This is a genomic window from Sphingomonas sp. OV641, assembly GCF_900109205.1.
In the GTDB taxonomy this organism is placed as follows: Bacteria; Pseudomonadota; Alphaproteobacteria; order Sphingomonadales; family Sphingomonadaceae; genus Sphingomonas.
In genome coordinates, this window is record NZ_FNZB01000001.1 from 1,562,734 (window position 1) to 1,577,140 (window position 14,407).

Annotated in this window: 20 protein-coding genes, 1 tRNA gene and 1 other RNA gene; 12 read left to right on the forward strand and 10 right to left on the reverse strand. The window is 65.8% G+C overall.

The features are described 5' to 3' along the window. Window positions 1–46 precede the first annotated feature (46 nt). From BMX36_RS07385 to pspF, 3 genes are all read right to left on the reverse strand, one after another. Window positions 47–121: transfer RNA gene (locus BMX36_RS07385), tRNA-Asn, on the reverse strand. Window positions 122–232: 111 nt separating this feature from the next. Beyond that, window positions 233–841, reverse strand: a complete 609-nt coding sequence (locus tag BMX36_RS07390; protein ID WP_093064231.1) for a superoxide dismutase — start codon at window positions 839–841, stop codon at window positions 233–235. 144 nt (window positions 842–985) lie between these two features. Further along, the gene (gene pspF / locus BMX36_RS07395; RefSeq protein WP_093064233.1) at window positions 986–2,056 is read right to left on the reverse strand and encodes a phage shock protein operon transcriptional activator; all 1,071 of its coding nucleotides are present in this window, start codon (window positions 2,054–2,056) and stop codon (window positions 986–988) included. Between the two features lie 266 nt (window positions 2,057–2,322). On the opposite strand from pspF, the gene BMX36_RS22090 reads away from it, so the two are divergent. The 10 genes from BMX36_RS22090 (at window position 2,323) to BMX36_RS07440 (ending at window position 5,861) form a co-directional block, all read left to right on the forward strand. After that, the gene (locus BMX36_RS22090; RefSeq protein ID WP_256210689.1) at window positions 2,323–2,454 is read left to right on the forward strand and encodes a hypothetical protein; all 132 of its coding nucleotides are present in this window, start codon (window positions 2,323–2,325) and stop codon (window positions 2,452–2,454) included. Between the two features lie 79 nt (window positions 2,455–2,533). After that, window positions 2,534–3,202, forward strand: a complete 669-nt coding sequence (gene pspA / locus BMX36_RS07400) for a phage shock protein PspA (RefSeq protein ID WP_066780971.1) — start codon at window positions 2,534–2,536, stop codon at window positions 3,200–3,202. Between the two features lies 1 nt (window position 3,203). Then, window positions 3,204–3,491: an envelope stress response membrane protein PspB gene (gene pspB / locus BMX36_RS07405; RefSeq protein ID WP_066780969.1), complete on the forward strand. Its 288-nt coding sequence runs from the start codon at window positions 3,204–3,206 to the stop codon at window positions 3,489–3,491. After that, window positions 3,491–3,874 carry an envelope stress response membrane protein PspC gene (pspC, locus tag BMX36_RS07410; protein ID WP_066780967.1) on the forward strand — a complete coding sequence of 128 codons (384 nt, stop codon included), beginning with the start codon at window positions 3,491–3,493 and terminating at the stop codon, window positions 3,872–3,874. Before pspB ends, pspC begins: the two co-directional genes overlap by 1 nt. 27 nt (window positions 3,875–3,901) lie before the next feature. Next, window positions 3,902–4,198 carry a hypothetical protein gene (locus BMX36_RS07415; protein ID WP_066780965.1) on the forward strand — a complete coding sequence of 99 codons (297 nt, stop codon included), beginning with the start codon at window positions 3,902–3,904 and terminating at the stop codon, window positions 4,196–4,198. Window positions 4,199–4,213: 15 nt separating this feature from the next. Next, entirely contained in the window at window positions 4,214–4,540 is a 327-nt protein-coding gene (locus tag BMX36_RS07420; protein WP_066780963.1) for a hypothetical protein, read from the forward strand. Window positions 4,541–4,551: 11 nt separating this feature from the next. Next, window positions 4,552–4,839 (forward strand): hypothetical protein, encoded by a 288-nt coding sequence (locus BMX36_RS07425; protein ID WP_066780961.1) that lies wholly within the window; start codon window positions 4,552–4,554, stop codon window positions 4,837–4,839. Window positions 4,840–4,870: 31 nt separating this feature from the next. After that, window positions 4,871–5,119, forward strand: a complete 249-nt coding sequence (locus BMX36_RS07430; protein WP_231731881.1) for a hypothetical protein — start codon at window positions 4,871–4,873, stop codon at window positions 5,117–5,119. 24 nt (window positions 5,120–5,143) lie between these two features. After that, complete coding sequence (locus tag BMX36_RS07435) at window positions 5,144–5,383, forward strand: hypothetical protein (RefSeq protein WP_066780959.1); 240 nt, start codon at window positions 5,144–5,146, stop codon at window positions 5,381–5,383. A 61-nt stretch (window positions 5,384–5,444) separates the two neighbouring features. Next, window positions 5,445–5,861 (forward strand): SufE family protein, encoded by a 417-nt coding sequence (locus BMX36_RS07440; RefSeq protein ID WP_093064235.1) that lies wholly within the window; start codon window positions 5,445–5,447, stop codon window positions 5,859–5,861. A 166-nt stretch (window positions 5,862–6,027) separates the two neighbouring features. Here BMX36_RS07440 and bla read toward each other — a convergent pair whose 3' ends face one another. Further along, window positions 6,028–6,906, reverse strand: a complete 879-nt coding sequence (gene bla / locus BMX36_RS07445) for a subclass B3 metallo-beta-lactamase (RefSeq protein WP_093065362.1) — start codon at window positions 6,904–6,906, stop codon at window positions 6,028–6,030. 95 nt (window positions 6,907–7,001) lie between these two features. On the opposite strand from bla, the gene BMX36_RS07450 reads away from it, so the two are divergent. Next, complete coding sequence (locus tag BMX36_RS07450; RefSeq protein ID WP_093064237.1) at window positions 7,002–7,871, forward strand: LysR family transcriptional regulator; 870 nt, start codon at window positions 7,002–7,004, stop codon at window positions 7,869–7,871. A 24-nt stretch (window positions 7,872–7,895) separates the two neighbouring features. Here the strand turns inward: BMX36_RS07450 and BMX36_RS07455 are convergent, their stop codons facing one another. The 3 genes from BMX36_RS07455 to rnpB all read right to left on the reverse strand — a co-directional run bounded on the left by BMX36_RS07455 (window position 7,896) and on the right by rnpB (window position 9,148). After that, a complete protein-coding gene (locus BMX36_RS07455; protein ID WP_093064239.1) occupies window positions 7,896–8,186 on the reverse strand; it encodes a hypothetical protein in 291 nt (96 codons plus the stop codon). Continuing rightward, window positions 8,183–8,719, reverse strand: coding sequence for a J domain-containing protein (locus BMX36_RS07460; protein WP_066780951.1), 537 nt, complete (start codon window positions 8,717–8,719; stop codon window positions 8,183–8,185). The genes BMX36_RS07455 and BMX36_RS07460 overlap by 4 nt, the downstream gene beginning before the upstream one ends. Before the next feature lie 39 nt (window positions 8,720–8,758). Further along, an RNA gene (gene rnpB, locus BMX36_RS07465) (RNase P RNA component class A) lies at window positions 8,759–9,148 on the reverse strand. A 244-nt stretch (window positions 9,149–9,392) separates the two neighbouring features. Here rnpB and BMX36_RS07470 point away from each other — a divergent pair. Further along, window positions 9,393–10,295 carry a hypothetical protein gene (locus BMX36_RS07470; protein WP_093064241.1) on the forward strand — a complete coding sequence of 301 codons (903 nt, stop codon included), beginning with the start codon at window positions 9,393–9,395 and terminating at the stop codon, window positions 10,293–10,295. Between the two features lie 1,439 nt (window positions 10,296–11,734). Here the strand turns inward: BMX36_RS07470 and BMX36_RS07480 are convergent. From BMX36_RS07480 to BMX36_RS07490, 3 genes are all read right to left on the reverse strand, one after another. Beyond that, window positions 11,735–12,424 carry an N-acetylmuramoyl-L-alanine amidase gene (locus BMX36_RS07480; protein ID WP_093064245.1) on the reverse strand — a complete coding sequence of 230 codons (690 nt, stop codon included), beginning with the start codon at window positions 12,422–12,424 and terminating at the stop codon, window positions 11,735–11,737. A 66-nt stretch (window positions 12,425–12,490) separates the two neighbouring features. After that, on the reverse strand, window positions 12,491–13,276 hold the full coding sequence (locus tag BMX36_RS07485) for a CheR family methyltransferase (RefSeq protein WP_093065364.1): 786 nt from the start codon (window positions 13,274–13,276) through the stop codon (window positions 12,491–12,493). Between the two features lie 68 nt (window positions 13,277–13,344). Beyond that, complete coding sequence (locus BMX36_RS07490) at window positions 13,345–14,406, reverse strand: chemotaxis protein CheB (RefSeq protein WP_093064247.1); 1,062 nt, start codon at window positions 14,404–14,406, stop codon at window positions 13,345–13,347. Window position 14,407: the final 1 nt, after the last annotated feature.

The following is a 14,407-nucleotide window of genomic DNA, read 5'->3' on the forward strand; positions in this document are numbered from 1 at the left end:
GAAGGCCGGAAGGAATGGGAATAGCGCGTCCAGATTGGAAGGTCCCTGGCTCCCCGAGTTGGATTCGAACCAACGGCCGCTCGATTAACAGTCGAGAGCTCTACCGCTGAGCTATCGGGGAACGCTGCGGGAGGCGCGTCTTTAGCCGGTATTTTTGGCGGTGCAAGCCCCGAAAATGAAAAAGGGGACGGCCAGCGGCCATCCCCTTCCTTTTTCGCGCGCTGGCGCGGGTTCAGGCGGCGTCGAAGCGACGGCCGGCCTCTTCCCAGTTCACCAGATCCCACCAGGCCTTCAGATAGCCGGGGCGGTCGTTCTTGTAGGTGAGGTAATAAGCGTGCTCCCACACGTCATTGCCCAGGATCGGCGTGCCCTTGTCCTTGGCATCGTCCATCAGCGGATTGTCCTGGTTCGGGGTCGAGGTGACCTTCAGCGCGCCGGACGAATCCTTGATCACCCATGCCCAGCCCGAGCCGAACTGGCCCGCGCCCTTGGTGTTGAAGTCTTCCTTCAGCTTGTCGAGCCCGCCATAGGCGTCGATCGCGTCCTTCAGCGCGCCGGTCGGCTGGCCGCTCTTCGACGGGCTTGTCATGATCTTCCAGAAGAAGTCGTGGTTCCAGTAACCACCGCCATTGTTGCGCACCAGCGGCGGCAGCGACGAGATCTGGCCCAGGATCTCCTCGATCGACTTGCCTTCCAGCTTCGGATCGGCGGCAACGCCCTCGTTCAGCTTGGCGGTATAGGCTGCATGGTGCTTGTCATGGTGGAAGGTCATCGTCTCCTTGGAGATGACCGGCTCCAGCGCGTCATAGTCGTAGGGCAGCGGCGGAAGTTCGAATGCCATGATGGGATCCTCCTTGTGGGGCTCGCGAAAGGAACGCGACGTCGCCCAAATGGCTCCGGCACGCTCGTTACGCAACCGGTGCGATCGGAAGTACGTCGGCCCGCCTGCAAGGCGTGCGCGAACGAGCTCCCACCCCGGTCCGGGCTAACCCGCCGCCCCGATCAGATCGTGTCGCCGAAGCGCATGGCGCAGTTGGTCGTAGCTTAGCCCCAGCGCATCCGCTGTCGCCCGCTGATTGTAGCGGTTGTCCGCCAGGGCGCGCGTCAGCAGTTCCTTTTCGAACAGCGCCACGCGGCTCTTGAAGTCGGACGGGCCGACGTCGCACGCCGCCACCTCGTCCCCCTCGCTCGTCGCGGCGCGCTGCTCCGGTGGCGCAGGAGCCAACGGCGCCGATGCCGCGACGGGAGCCGCCGCAGCCGGCGCACCGGTACTGCCCGGTCGATATGGCGACTGGAAGGGGTCGAACTCGATCGCCTCGATCGGCCCGTCGCGTTCCCAACGGTAGACTGCGCGCTCCACCACGTTGCGCAGCTCGCGCACATTGCCCGGCCAGCGATAATCGCGCAGCGCGTCCTGCGCCGGTGGCGAAAAGCCGTGCCAGCGATCCCAGCCCATTTCCGCCGCCATCCGCCGGCCGAAATGGTCGGCCAGGATCAGGATATCGCTTTTGCGCGCGCGCAGCGGCGGCAGCGTCACCACCTCGAACGACAACCGGTCCAGAAGGTCGGCGCGAAACTCGTGCCGGTCCACCTTGTCGGGAAGATGCTCGTTGGTCGCCGCGACGATCCGCACGTCCACGCGGAGCGGTCGGGAGGCGCCGATCCGAGTCACCTCGCCATATTCCACCGCGCGCAACAAGCGCTCCTGCGCGCCCATGGAGAGCGTGCCGAGCTCGTCGAGGAACAATGTGCCCCCGTCGGCCTCCTCGAAGCGACCGGCCCGCGTCTTGGTGGCACCGGTGAAGGCGCCCGATTCATGGCCGAACAGTTCCGCCTCGATCAGCGTTTCGGGCAGCGCCGCACAATTCATCACAACCAGCGGCTGGTCCCATCGCGGGCTGAGCCGGTGAAGCCGCTCGGCCACCAGTTCCTTGCCGGTTCCGCGCTCCCCAATCACCAGCACCGGCCGATCCAGCGCTGCTGCACGGCTGGCACGCTCCAGCGCGTCGAGGAACGCGCCCGACTGGCCGATAACCTGACTTGTCCGCTCCGCCATCGCCTGTCGCCCCGTTCACCTAAGCTTTGGCGCATCTCGCCAATGCTTGGCAAGACGTGTCTGACCCTCACAAATCACGCCGACGACCTGGCCATGCCAGGCTGATTTGGCCTTAAGTGCTTGTAGCAAGCCGACTTCTCTCGAACGCACCGGCGCACCCCAGCCATTCGCTTATGGTCGAAACAAAATTGGCACGCCCCATGCAAAGCAGTCGGCATAACCGCCCAGAGCGGTGGAAATCACCAGGTTCAGCAAGGAGACCCGCCATGACCCAGTTCGCACAGCTCGGCCGCAACATCGCCGCCATCGCCTTCGCCGTCGTGTTCAGCACCACCATGGTGATCGGCGCCGTCGGCCCGGCGGGCGGGGCCGCCCCCATCGTTCGCGCGGTGGCGTGAACGGCGCCGCCGGGGCGGGTCTTCCCTCGCTTCGCCCCGGCGGCAAGCCTATAAAAGGGCATCACCAGGAGTTTCGTTGATGGGCATCTTTTCCCGCACCCGCGACATTGTCGCCGCCAACATGGCGGAGCTGCTCGAAAAGGCAGAAGATCCGGCCAAGATGATCCGCATGATCATCCTGGAGATGGAGGAGACGCTGGTCGAGGTGCGCGCTTCCGCTGCACGGACGATCGCCGACATCAAGGAGATGCGGCGCCACATGACCAAGCTTTCGGAGATCGAGGCGAACTGGACGGAAAAGGCGGAACTCGCCTTGTCCAAGGATCGCGAGGATCTTGCCAAGGCGGCACTCATGGAGCGCCAGAAGGCGACGGACATGATCGAGCAGCTTCGGGCAGAGGTGGCGGTTCTCGATGATACGCTCCGCGGCTCGGAAGAGGACATCGCCAAGCTGCAGAACAAGCTGCGCGAGGCCCGCACCCGGCAGAACAACATCGCGACGCGGCTGGAGAGCGCCAACAACCGCTCCCGCCTGCGCGAGATGTGGAACGGCCCGCGGACGCACGACGCCTTCAGCCGCTTCGAGATGCTGGAACGCAAGGTGGACGAGGCGGAGGGGCGCGCCGATGCGCTTGGCCTGGGTGCCCTGCCCAAGAGCCTGGACGAGGAAATCGCCGAGCTGAAGGCCGCCGACAAGATCGATGCCGAGCTCGCCGCGCTGAAAGCGCGCCTGAAAAAGGATAATTGAGATGGAAGAGGTATTCGTACCTGTCCTTGTCGTCGGCATCCTCTTCATCGGGTTGCCGTGGCTGATCATGCACTATGTGACCAAGTGGAAGCAGGCGCCCGGGTCGATGACGACCGAGGATGAGGCTTTGCTCGATGAGCTCCACTCGCTCGCCCGCCGGCTGGAGGATCGGGTCAATACGGTGGAGCGCATCGTCGCCGCCGACAATCCCGATTTCCGCCCCGGCATCGCCGATTATCGTTCGGAACCCGATTACCGGCTTGAAGACCGGAACCTGAGGAGGAACTGATGGCCGACAACAGCCGCACCAAATTCTACCTCAACCGCCAGGATCGCAAGTGGAAGGGCGTCTGCGCCGGGATCGCCGACTATACCGGGATCGAGGTGCTTTGGGTTCGCATCGGCATGATCCTGCTGACCCTCGCCGGCGGCTTCCCCTGGACGCTCATCGCTTATCTGCTGATCGGCTGGATGGCGAGCGATCGCCCCGCGGATCTCTACGGATCGCCGGAAGACGCGAAATTCTGGCAGAATGTGCGCTCCAATCCGAAGCGCACCACGGCTGAAGTCCGCTCCAAGTTTCGCGAACTCGATCGCCGCCTGGCGGATATCGAAACTCATTACACCAGCCGCAATACGCAGCTTGCCGACGAGATCGAGCGCCTGCGCTGATCGATAGCAGCCTTCGGGAGAGGCACCATGGATTTCCACGGACCGTTCTTCGTACTCGCCATCATCGCGATTTCATGCGGGGCCTGGCTGATCAACAACTGGATCCGCGCGAAGCATGGCTATTCGATCAGCGACGATTGGGGCCGCAACATCGGCAAGGAAACGCCGGAAGCCGCCCGCAAGGTCGAGTTGCTGACGAACGAGAATGAGCGGCTCACCGGCATGGTGAGCCGGCTGGAGGAGCGGATCGCAGTGCTCGAACGCATCGCCACCGACCCCGCCACCCGCACCGCGCACGAGATCGAACAGCTGCGCAACCGCTGAGAGGAAAGGATTGCCATGACCGCTGCCGAAAAGATCCAGTTCTTCTCCGCCCTTGCGCCGGTGATCGCCACAGTGGGCGTCGCGGGGATGTTCGGATGGGTCGCCACCACCTGGATGCGCATCAGGAACGGTTATCCGCTCGATGGCCAATGGGGTCAGGCATACCCGAAGCGGGATGACGAGACGATCGAGCGGGTGAAGCTGCTGACACAGGAAAACGGTCAGCTTCGCGCCGAGCTGGGCGCGATCAAGGACCGGCTCCAGAACGTCGAGCGCATCGTCACCGACAGCGGCCACATGGTCGCGCAGGAAATCGAGCAACTGCGCACCCGCGCGAACTGAGGAGCAGGCACATGGGCAAATACGGCTTCGTCCTCATGTTCTTCATGATCGTTGTCGGCCTGCCAGTGATCTTCGGCGTCGCCTCCGACATGTTCCGCCGCTGGCTGAAGCACAAGGAGCGGATGGCGGAAGCGCTGAATGCGCAGACGGCAGAGAAAGCGGCGCAATATGCCGCACATACCGAGCGGCTGGAGCAACGGGTGCGGGTGCTGGAGCGGATCGTCACCGACAAGGGGATCCATGTCGCGGACCAGATCGAACAGCTGCGTGATCTTCCCCCGGCCAATCGCCCCAACTGACCCGAACTTTCGATAAGCAAGAGGATCTGAAATGCCCTGGTCTATCGTCTTCATGATCCTCGGGATCGTGCTGATCACCTCGCTGGCGCGGGTGTCCAAGGAGAAGTACCGCGCCATGGGCCGGGTCGGCGAAGGCGAGGCGCTGCCCCACGACGTGGTCGCCGCCCGCGACGAGATCCGGCAGCTGCGCGAGCGCGTGGCGGTGCTGGAACGGGTCATCACCGACAACCACGGCAGCGTCGATCTGAGCCGTCAGATCGAAGAACTGCGCGACCGCTAACGTCCGAACAAGGGAGCAGACATCATGTCCGACCCGAGCTTCTATCTCATCATGGCAACCGCCGCGCTCGCCGGCCTGGCGATGCTGATCTCTGCGGGGCTTGCCGGCTGGCGCGGCTGGCTCCGGCTGAAGGAGCAGGAACTGCGCCAGGATGCCGACGCGCGCACGCCGGTGCCGACCAGCGCCAGCGCCCGCATCGAGATCGCTGACCTGCGCGAACGGATCCGCAAGCTGGAGGCGATCGCCGCCGGGGTGGACCTCTGATCCACCCGCCAAGCCCGCATCTGGTTGCCGCCTCTCGGGCAAGCGGCTAGTCGCAAAGGCGATGCCAGAGACCTCGCCCGACCTCGCCGATATCCGCGACGAATATGAGTTCCTCGACGCCGACGATCGCTACCGCCTTCTCATCGATCTCGGCCGCGCGCTGGAGCCGATGCCAGCGGCGCTGAAGACCGATGCAACGCTGGTGCGCGGCTGCTCCGCTTCCGTCTGGGTCTATCCCACCCGCAGCGATGACGGCACGCTCCACTTCCTGGCCGACAGCAATGCGGCAATTACCAAGGGGATTATCGCCCTGGTCCTGAAAACGGTGCAGGACCGCGCCCCCGCCGACATCGCCGCCACCGACATCGCCGCCGCGCTCGCGCCCTTCGACCTCAAAAACCAGCTCAGCTCCAACCGGACTCAGGGCATTCCCAACATGATCGCGCTGATCCGCGAGACGGCGGCGCGTTACCTGTAACTGCCGTAAGAGCATGATCCTGCCAGTCTGATCCGTCTCCCCGGCAAAGGTCGGGGCTCAGTTGCGGAACAGAGCTGGCCCGCGAAGCGGCTGTTGCCAATTCTTTCCTCGCTGGCTCCCGGTCTTCGCCGTGGAGGTGTTTCCAGAAGCCTGCCTCGATCACACTCTAGCGCGCAGCTTCCGCGGTCAGCCGCCGGGCCAGCGCACGCTCTGACGCGGCACCATAGGCACGGCACGCGCCCGGCCGCGTCAGGAACCGCTCGGTCGCGCCATCCTGATCGGCATGGGCGCTGATCAGGATATCGCAGGGGATCGTCCGCATGACCTCGTGGCTGCGCCGAAAGCCCGCCACGACCGTCTCACCGGCCGCTGAGGTGTAGCGATATCCATCGGCGGACACCGGGTTCAGGCTGGAGGCAAAGACCAGCGACTTGCAGTTCTTCCCCTCGCACGACTGCCAGCTCCAGCTCATGCTGCCGGCCGTATGCCCCGGCGTCGCGCGCGCGGTGATCGCCACATTGCCCAGCCTCAGCACCTCGCCGTCGCTCATCGCCCGCACCGTTGCGAGATCCGGTGTCACCGCCGGAAAGCGACTATCATAGCCAAGTTGCGGATCATCCGCGGCCAGGCGCCCGGTTCGCAGCCCTTCTGCACCCCGCGCGCTCGCCACCACCGTGGCGCCGGTATCCCGCGCCAGCGCCGCAATGCCGCCGGCATGGTCGAAATGCGGCTCCGTGCTGAGAATATATTTGATGTCGCGCGGCCTGAAGCCGAGCCGGGAAACATTGGCGAGGATTGCCGGCGCCGCTTGCGGCAGCGCGCCGTCGATCAGGATCAGCCCCTTGCCCGTATCGATCAGCGCCACGCTGAGCCCGCCGAAGCCAACAAGATAGCTATTGCCGAACACCCTGATGGGGGGCCGCGGCGCCAGCCAGGTCGACTCTCGCTCGACAGCCAGCGGGCGCGTGAGCGGGTCGTCCCGCCCCTGCGCCGCCGCCGTGCACAGGAGGGCGGCCGACGCTGATATGACGCTGCGGATGAACATGATCGCATCTCCTTCGCCGCGACCATGATCCGCCCCGGCCGGCGCCACAAACGGTCTTAGCTCGACAGAGGCTTGAGAAAATTCGATGACAGCGCATGGATCGCGCCCAATTGCCGCTCAACGCCCTGCGCGCCTTCGATGCGGCCGCGCGGCATCTGAACTTTACCCGCGCCGCAATCGAGCTGTGCGTCACGCCAAGCGCGGTCAGCCATCATGTGGCGCAGCTTGAGCAACGGCTCTCGACCCGCCTGTTCAACCGGCTCCCCCGTGGCTTGGCGCTGACCGACGACGGCCATGCGCTGGTCCCGGTGGTCGCCGATGCGTTCGACAAGGTGGCGGCAACGCTGGATCGCTATTCAGGCGGCCGTTTTCAGCAGGCGCTGAACATCGGCGTGGTCGGCACCTTTGCCACCGGCTGGCTGCTGGAGCGACTGGACGGCTTCACCGCATCGCATCCGCACATCGACCTTCGCGTTTCGATCAACAACAATCGGGTCGACCTTGCCGGCGAGGCGCTGCACTTCGCCATCCGCTTCGGCGATGGCGCCTGGCACGGCACACACGCCGAACCGCTGCTCGATGCGCCGCTCGCCCCATTGTGCACGCCGGCCCTGGCGCAGCGGCTGCATTCCGCATCGGATCTGACGCGCGAGACGCTTTTGCGCTCGTATCGCGTGAACGAATGGGCCGGCTGGTTCGCGGCTGCCGGTGTCGCAGCCCCGGCCCCGCGCGGCGCGATGTTCGACAGTTCGGCGGTCATGGTCGCCGCGGCGGCGTCCGGCCTGGGGGTCGCGCTCGCGCCGCCCGCGATGTTCACTCGCGATCTCGCATCCGAGCGGCTAGTGCAGCCCTTCGCCACCACGGTCGACGCCGGCCGCTACTGGCTGACCCACCTTTTGTCGCGAAAGCTCGACCCCGCCATGCAGGCGTTCCGCGACTGGCTGCTCGCCGAGGCCCCGCGCTGACGTCGCTACCCGCCCGGGCTCTGCCTAGCCCAGTCGTTCCGTCAACAGCGCCACGTCTGCCCCTGCCGGCACCACCAGCCATTCGTCGGGGCGCCGCGTGTCGATCACCACCACCGCATTCTTCGGGCAGATGCCGAGGCACTTCACCTCCGCCACTCCCATGTTCGCCTTGCGTCCCTTGCCGAAGCCGGGCTCGCGCCGCAGCGCCTTGGCTAGCCGGTCACGCCCCTTCGGGCCAAAGCCGCCATCCACCTTCTTCGAACATTTGGCGCAGACCAGCACCGCGCCGCGCCACTGCGCCCTCGCCTTCTTCAAGCCGGCTTCCAGGTCCGCCGCTCCTCGGCGGCACGCAGCACCTCATAGGCGGCCTGGATCGCCTGAAAGCGCTTGGCCGCGTCCTTGTCGCCCGGCCGCACATCGGGATGGTTGGTCTTCGCCAGCCGCCGCCAGGCAAGCCGCACATCCTCGAACGTGGCGTCCGTTTCCAGCTCCAGCACCTCCAGCGCGCGCATCTCGTCGCGCGAGCGGCTGCCGTCGCCTGACCCAGCCCAGCTCTGATAGCGCGACTGTTCATAGCCTGAGGCATCGCGCCGCTCGGCCTGCTCGCGCGCGGCCGCCTCTTCGGCGTCCAGCCCTTCGAAGTAGTTCCAGCCGCGATTATATTCGGCCGCATGCGCCTGGCAGAAATACCAGCGCTCCGGGCTGTTGGGCGATTTGGGCGCCGGGCAATTCCCCGGCTCCTCGCAGCCGTGCCGGTCGCACAGCCGCACCTTGGTCGCCTCGCGCGCTGCGCCATATTCGCGCCAGCGGGGAAAGCCCCAGTCATTGGATCGGGAAGAACGCGCCATTCCCCGCCATCTAGCGATTGTAGGCCCGCGGTTAAAGGTGACACCAGAGGGCCTGTAAGCCGGGTTCTGTCCACCCTTTCGGGATGGGCGACCATTCCTCTTGGCGCGCCGTTGCCGACGCGCTCCAGCAACCAACCCGGGCAGCAGGTGGGAACACACCCCGGAGCTTTCGCCCCATGCCGCCCCTATTCGGTCTTGCTCCCGGTGGGGTTTGCCATGCCGCCGCCGTTACCGGAAGCGCGGTGCGCTTTTACCGCACCCTTTCACCCTTGCCCGGCCGAAGCCTTCATCCGAAGATTGGGCGGTCTGCTCTCTGTGGCACTTTCCCTGGGGTCACCCCCGGCGGGCGTTACCCGCCACCGTTGTTCCATGGAGCCCGGACTTTCCTCGGCGCGGCATAAGCCACGACGCGGCCGCCCGGCCCTCTGGTGTGGGCACGGGCTGTAGCGTGACGGCGGCGGAATGCAAACGGGCGGTTGTGCGACGGCGGATCTTTGAGTGGCAAGCGAACGCCCAGGTCTTGCGCCAACTTGAAGCGCCTCCCCGCCATCTCAGCCCTGCTTGCCGCCACGGCGACGCCGACCGGCCGCAACCTCGATTGAGGTTGGGAAAGAGCATGCAGAGTCCAGCCATTCTTGTGATGTTCATCCCATACGGGTTAGGCGAGCCCCCAATGGATTATTTGGGCAAGACGATGACAATGCGTTCGAACCTCGGCTGGAGCCTGCTCGGCGGAATGGCACTTGCCATGTCCGGCTGCGCCACGCCGCCCGCTCCCGCGCCGCTGCCACCCATTATCCAGGCGCCCCCTCCGCCGCCGCCTACGATGCCGGCCGGTGGCTATATCGGCATGAAGAGCGCGACCAAGCGCGCCGACGGCAAGTATGTCACGCCCAATCTGGACAATACCGATCAGGCCGCCGTCTGGCACTTACGCAACGCGTTGAACGTCGCCGCGCTCGGCTGCGACCAGGCAGGTGGCGGAGTCCTCGAGCATTATAATGCGTGGCTCAGGACGCGCGCCGCCGTGATCGACCGCTACTACCAGGCCTATATTCGCGAATGGCAGGCGCCCGGTTGGTGGGACTGGCAGCGTGTCTATGACGACAATCAGACGCGCATCTACAATTTCTATGCGCAGCCGGCGATGCGGGCGGCCTTTTGCGCCGTGGCACGCGAGGAGGTCGCGCAGGTCGCCCAGGTCGCCGATGATGATCTGCCGACCTTCGCCAGAGCGGCGCTGCTGCGCCTCGACCGCCCGTTTGTCGAATTCTATGCGGCTTATGACGCCTGGCGTGATTATTATCAGCCAGCCCCGCCATTGGTAGTCCCGCCACCGGTGGTGCAAGCCAGCGAAATACCCGTCGTGGTACCGCCACCCGTGGCGCAAGCCAGCGAGATACCCGTCGTGGTACCGCCACCCGTGGTGCAAGCCAGCGAAATACCCGTTGCGGTGACCCCGCCGGCCGCCGCCGAGACGCTGAGCGAAATTGAGCCGGTCGCGGCCGACACCGAGACACCGCCGACTCTCGCACCCGGCGACCCCCCGATCCCCGCGCCTCCCTCACCCCTCTGATAGGCCGCCGATTTCGGCACGTCAGTGGCCAGAAGGAAGCGCGGATCCGTCGATCATAACGGCGCCCCGTTGGCCGGGTGCGTGCTCCCGATCTGCGCCCCCGCACCACATGCTTTCCTCCGGCTCCATCTGCCAGCTTTCGTGGCCGTTTCGGACGGCCAAAATGGGTGGTAAGCGGACTGGCGGCTGCGGAGCGGGGGGAAAATAATTGGCCATAGGCTAAGATGCTAGCCGGGTAGAAGGCATCGATAAGTCGTTTACGACTGCGCGTAGTGTGCGGTTTGGGGCAGCGTTCGTCTGTGGGTCACATCCCAAGTCAGCAACGTAGATGTGATCAAGGCCGGGGCCAATCCAGCGGATCGAGATCATACCAGCATCGGTAACCTGCGGCGTGTCGGGCGGACAATTCTCCGATAGGAACCGCTTAGACGTTTCAGCCGTCGGACCCGAAGTAGGCTTGAACGCTGCGATACGGTCCAGCAATTGATCGTAGACAATACGATCGATCTTGAACGACGAAGGTGATTGCCCTTCCTTCTCGACGTGAACGACAGGCTCTCCGCTGCCATCCGCGTCTACTGCGACGCTCAAACCAGAGGTTCGCACTTCTACACTGGTGACCTGCGCGTTCGTCTTATCCGATCCGCACGCGGCGACGATTGCCGCTAGAACACAAATAACCAATGGCCGCATTTGGGAAGTATGCGGATGTGCCCGAATGGCGGCAAGTGGGCGGGAGCGGAATGTCGCAGATCGGTGGGCTTGGGTGGTTAGCGGTCGTTCCGATTTCTTGGATGGCCGAGAGCGGCGGCGGCTCCTGTGAGACACCCATCAAGCGCCTCGCGTTCGCGCGGGCTGAACGGCTCACCACGGCGGGAGTAAGCTCGTATCAGCCGCCGGCTCCCCTCGTCTGAAACATCGACGATGACGTGACGGACCGGATTGTCGAAACGCGCCGCTCGTCCTCCCGTGTCAGGCGGCTTCCGGTGACGCAGAGTGAGTCCGCCACCCCAATTCTGTCCAAGACACCAGTTAACCCAATCAAGCCGCTTCGATGTTGAGCCAGTGAACGCGAGACGGGAGGGAGCAGGATCTGCCGGTGCGCTGTGCCACGGAAGGAAGAACAGGATCGTGAAGAGGAGCAGCCCGCCCGCAACGAACCACGGCGTTGCCTGGTTAAACGGCACTGGTCCGCGAAACGCATAAGGGTCGGGCCGCATCGCTTGACGATACCATCGCGCTATACCCGCGCAACGTCTGCTTTTGGGCGGAAGCTGCCACCCGAACAATGTCATCCCCGCGAAGGTGGGGATCCATAAACTTTGTCTTCGCGAGAGATCCACACGTCACGTTCACGGATTCCCGCCTACCGGGGAATGACGGCACGCATCAGTCGCACCCGACCAGGTGCCCTCCAGAACTCGAAGCAGAAACTTTCCTCAATCATCCCCCTGCGGCTTCGGTAACAGCAGCGCGAGGAGGATCATCCGGCATTCCGCATCGATCTCGCCATCGATCAGTTCCGGGCGGAAGCGCCGCTGAAAGGCGATGATCGCCGCCATCTTGTCGCTCACGTCATAGCCGAAGCGCTCCAGCGCCAGCAGGAACGCGGCCTCCCCCCACATTGGGTCCATCAGGTTCTTCGTCGGCCGCGGCAGCGCCAGCCGCAGGCGCGCCAGTCTGCCCCAGGGGAACAGCTCGCCCGGATCGCGCTTCCTCGCCGGGGCGATGTCCGAATGCGCCACGATGTTGCCGCGCGTGATCTCGTACCGGTCCTTGATCTCGTGGACCAGGCGGATCACCGCATCGACCTGCGCGTCGGGAAAGGCGCGATAGCCGAACTCATGCCCGGGATTGACGATCTCGATCCCGATCGAGGCGGAATTGACGTCCTCGATGTCGCGCCAGTGCGAGCGGCCGGCATGCCAGGCGCGCTTTTCCTCCGGTACCAGCCGCGCCACCGTGCCGTCCTCGTCGACCACATAATGCGCTGAAACCTTCGCTTCAGGATCGCGCAGCCGGGCAAGCGCCGACGCCGCATCCACCATGCCGGTGTAGTGAAGCACGATCATCGTGATCGGCAGCTTACGGTCGTCGAAATTCGGCGATGGCGCCTCGATTGGCGTCATGGTTACTCCTGCGGCCCCGCGGTAGGTTGGCCGACCCTAGCACCGCAGGCTGCCGCCCGGCTATGGCTATGCCGATCCGCCCCCGTCGGTCAGTTCATAGAGGCCGCGAAACCTCTTGCTCGGCGCGAAGCGGCTTGACTGGCCGATCACCGTCTCACCCGCGCCAAGCATCAGCAGGCCGCCCGGCCGCAGGCTCCGCGCGATCGCGTCGAGCACGCGCGGGCGCAGATCCGGCGCGAGGTAGAACAGGACGTTGCGGCAGAAGATGCCGTCGAACCCGCCGGCGGGCGGTGGGTCCAGCACCAGGTTGCTGCGCCGCCAGATGATCCGGCGGACCAGTTCCTGCTGCGCCACCCAGTCCGAGCCATCCTGTTCGAACCAGCGCAGCATCCGCCGGATCGGCAGCCCGCGCTGGATCTCGAACTGCGAATAGCGGCCGCTTCGGGCGCGGCTGATCGCCAGCGCCGACACATCGGTCGCGACCAGCTCGTGCACGACGTCGCGCTCCCGGAGCGCCATTGCCAGCGACAGCGGCTCCTGCCCGGTCGAACAGCCGGCGCACCAGATCCGCGGCGTGCCGGTCGCGACGGCGGTGATCGCCTCGGCCGCCGCCTCGATGGCGCCAGCGTCGCGGAAGAAGGATGTTTCCTGGTTCAGCAGCGCATCGACGATCCGGTCGGCCAGCGCGGTATCGCTGCCATCGCGTACAACCGCCATCAGCTCGTCGATCGAGCCCGCGCCGCGTTCGGCGGCGATCGGCTTCAGCGCCGTATCGATCCGCCACGCGCGGTTGGCGGCGATCCGCTGCCCGGTGCGCGCTTCCAGCAGCGCGGCGAGCGCGGCGAGCGTGATGGCGCTTGCCTCGCCCTGCCCAGGGAGCGGTGCGGGAACCGGTGCGGGGCGGGCGCCACGGTTGCCGATCACAGCGCGGCGCTCTGCTGGCTGGCGATGAAGCGCCCGATCGCCTCCGGCGTCTGCACGGCATGGGCAAGACCCGCCGCCGCCACGGCGCCCGGCATGCCCCACACCACGGAGCTTGCCTGATCCTGCACGATCACCGTGCCACCCGCGGCGCGCACGCGCCTTGCCCCGGCAAGGCCATCGCGCCCCATGCCGCTGAGCACCACCGCCAGCAGGCGCGGCCCGAAGCAATCGGCGAAGGTTTCGAACATCGGATCGACGGATGGCATGTTGCCGTTCGCCACCACGGCGCGGCTCAGCCGGATCGCAGTTCGTCCGCCCGGCAACGGCGTCGCCGTGACATGCGCGTTGCCTGGCGCGACCAGGATCGCGCCTTCGCCAAGCACCATGTCGTCCGCCGCCACGTCGCACCTGCGCCCGGTTGCGGCCGCCACCTGCCCAGCGAAATAAGGGATGAAGCCGGCCGGCAGATGCTGCGTAATCACGATTGGCTTGCGGAACCTGGTCGGAAGCGCCTGCAACAGGCTGTTCAGCGCATGGATGCCGCCTGTCGAGGCGCCGATCGCGACCACGTCGAAGTCATGCGGCGCGGTCGGCTGCGGCGCCGGGGCCCGCACCACCGGCTCCGACCGTTCTGCAAGGCGCACGAGCTTTTCCGCCAGCGCCGCCGCAAAGCCGCCGGAGGTGACGCTTCGTCCGGGCTTGACCAGCGTATCCGCCGCCCCCAGCGCCAGCGCCTCGATCGTCGCGGCCGCCCCTTCGCCTGCCGCCGATGAGACCACCAGCACCTTGGCGCCCGCTCCCGCGGCGATGATGTCCGGAAGCCCGGCCAGGCCATGAACGCCTGGCATTTCGAGGTCCAGCAGGATGACGTCCACCGTTTCCGCCGCCAGGAACCGCAAGGCGCTGGCGATGTCCGCCACCGCAGCGGCAACCCGGCACGCGGCCGAGTCCTCCACCATCCGCGTCAGCACGGCGCGCGCGACCGCCGAATCGTCGACGATCAGCACGTGCGGGCGTGCGCTCGCCGGCGCCGCTGACAGGGCCTGGGGCCGTGACATG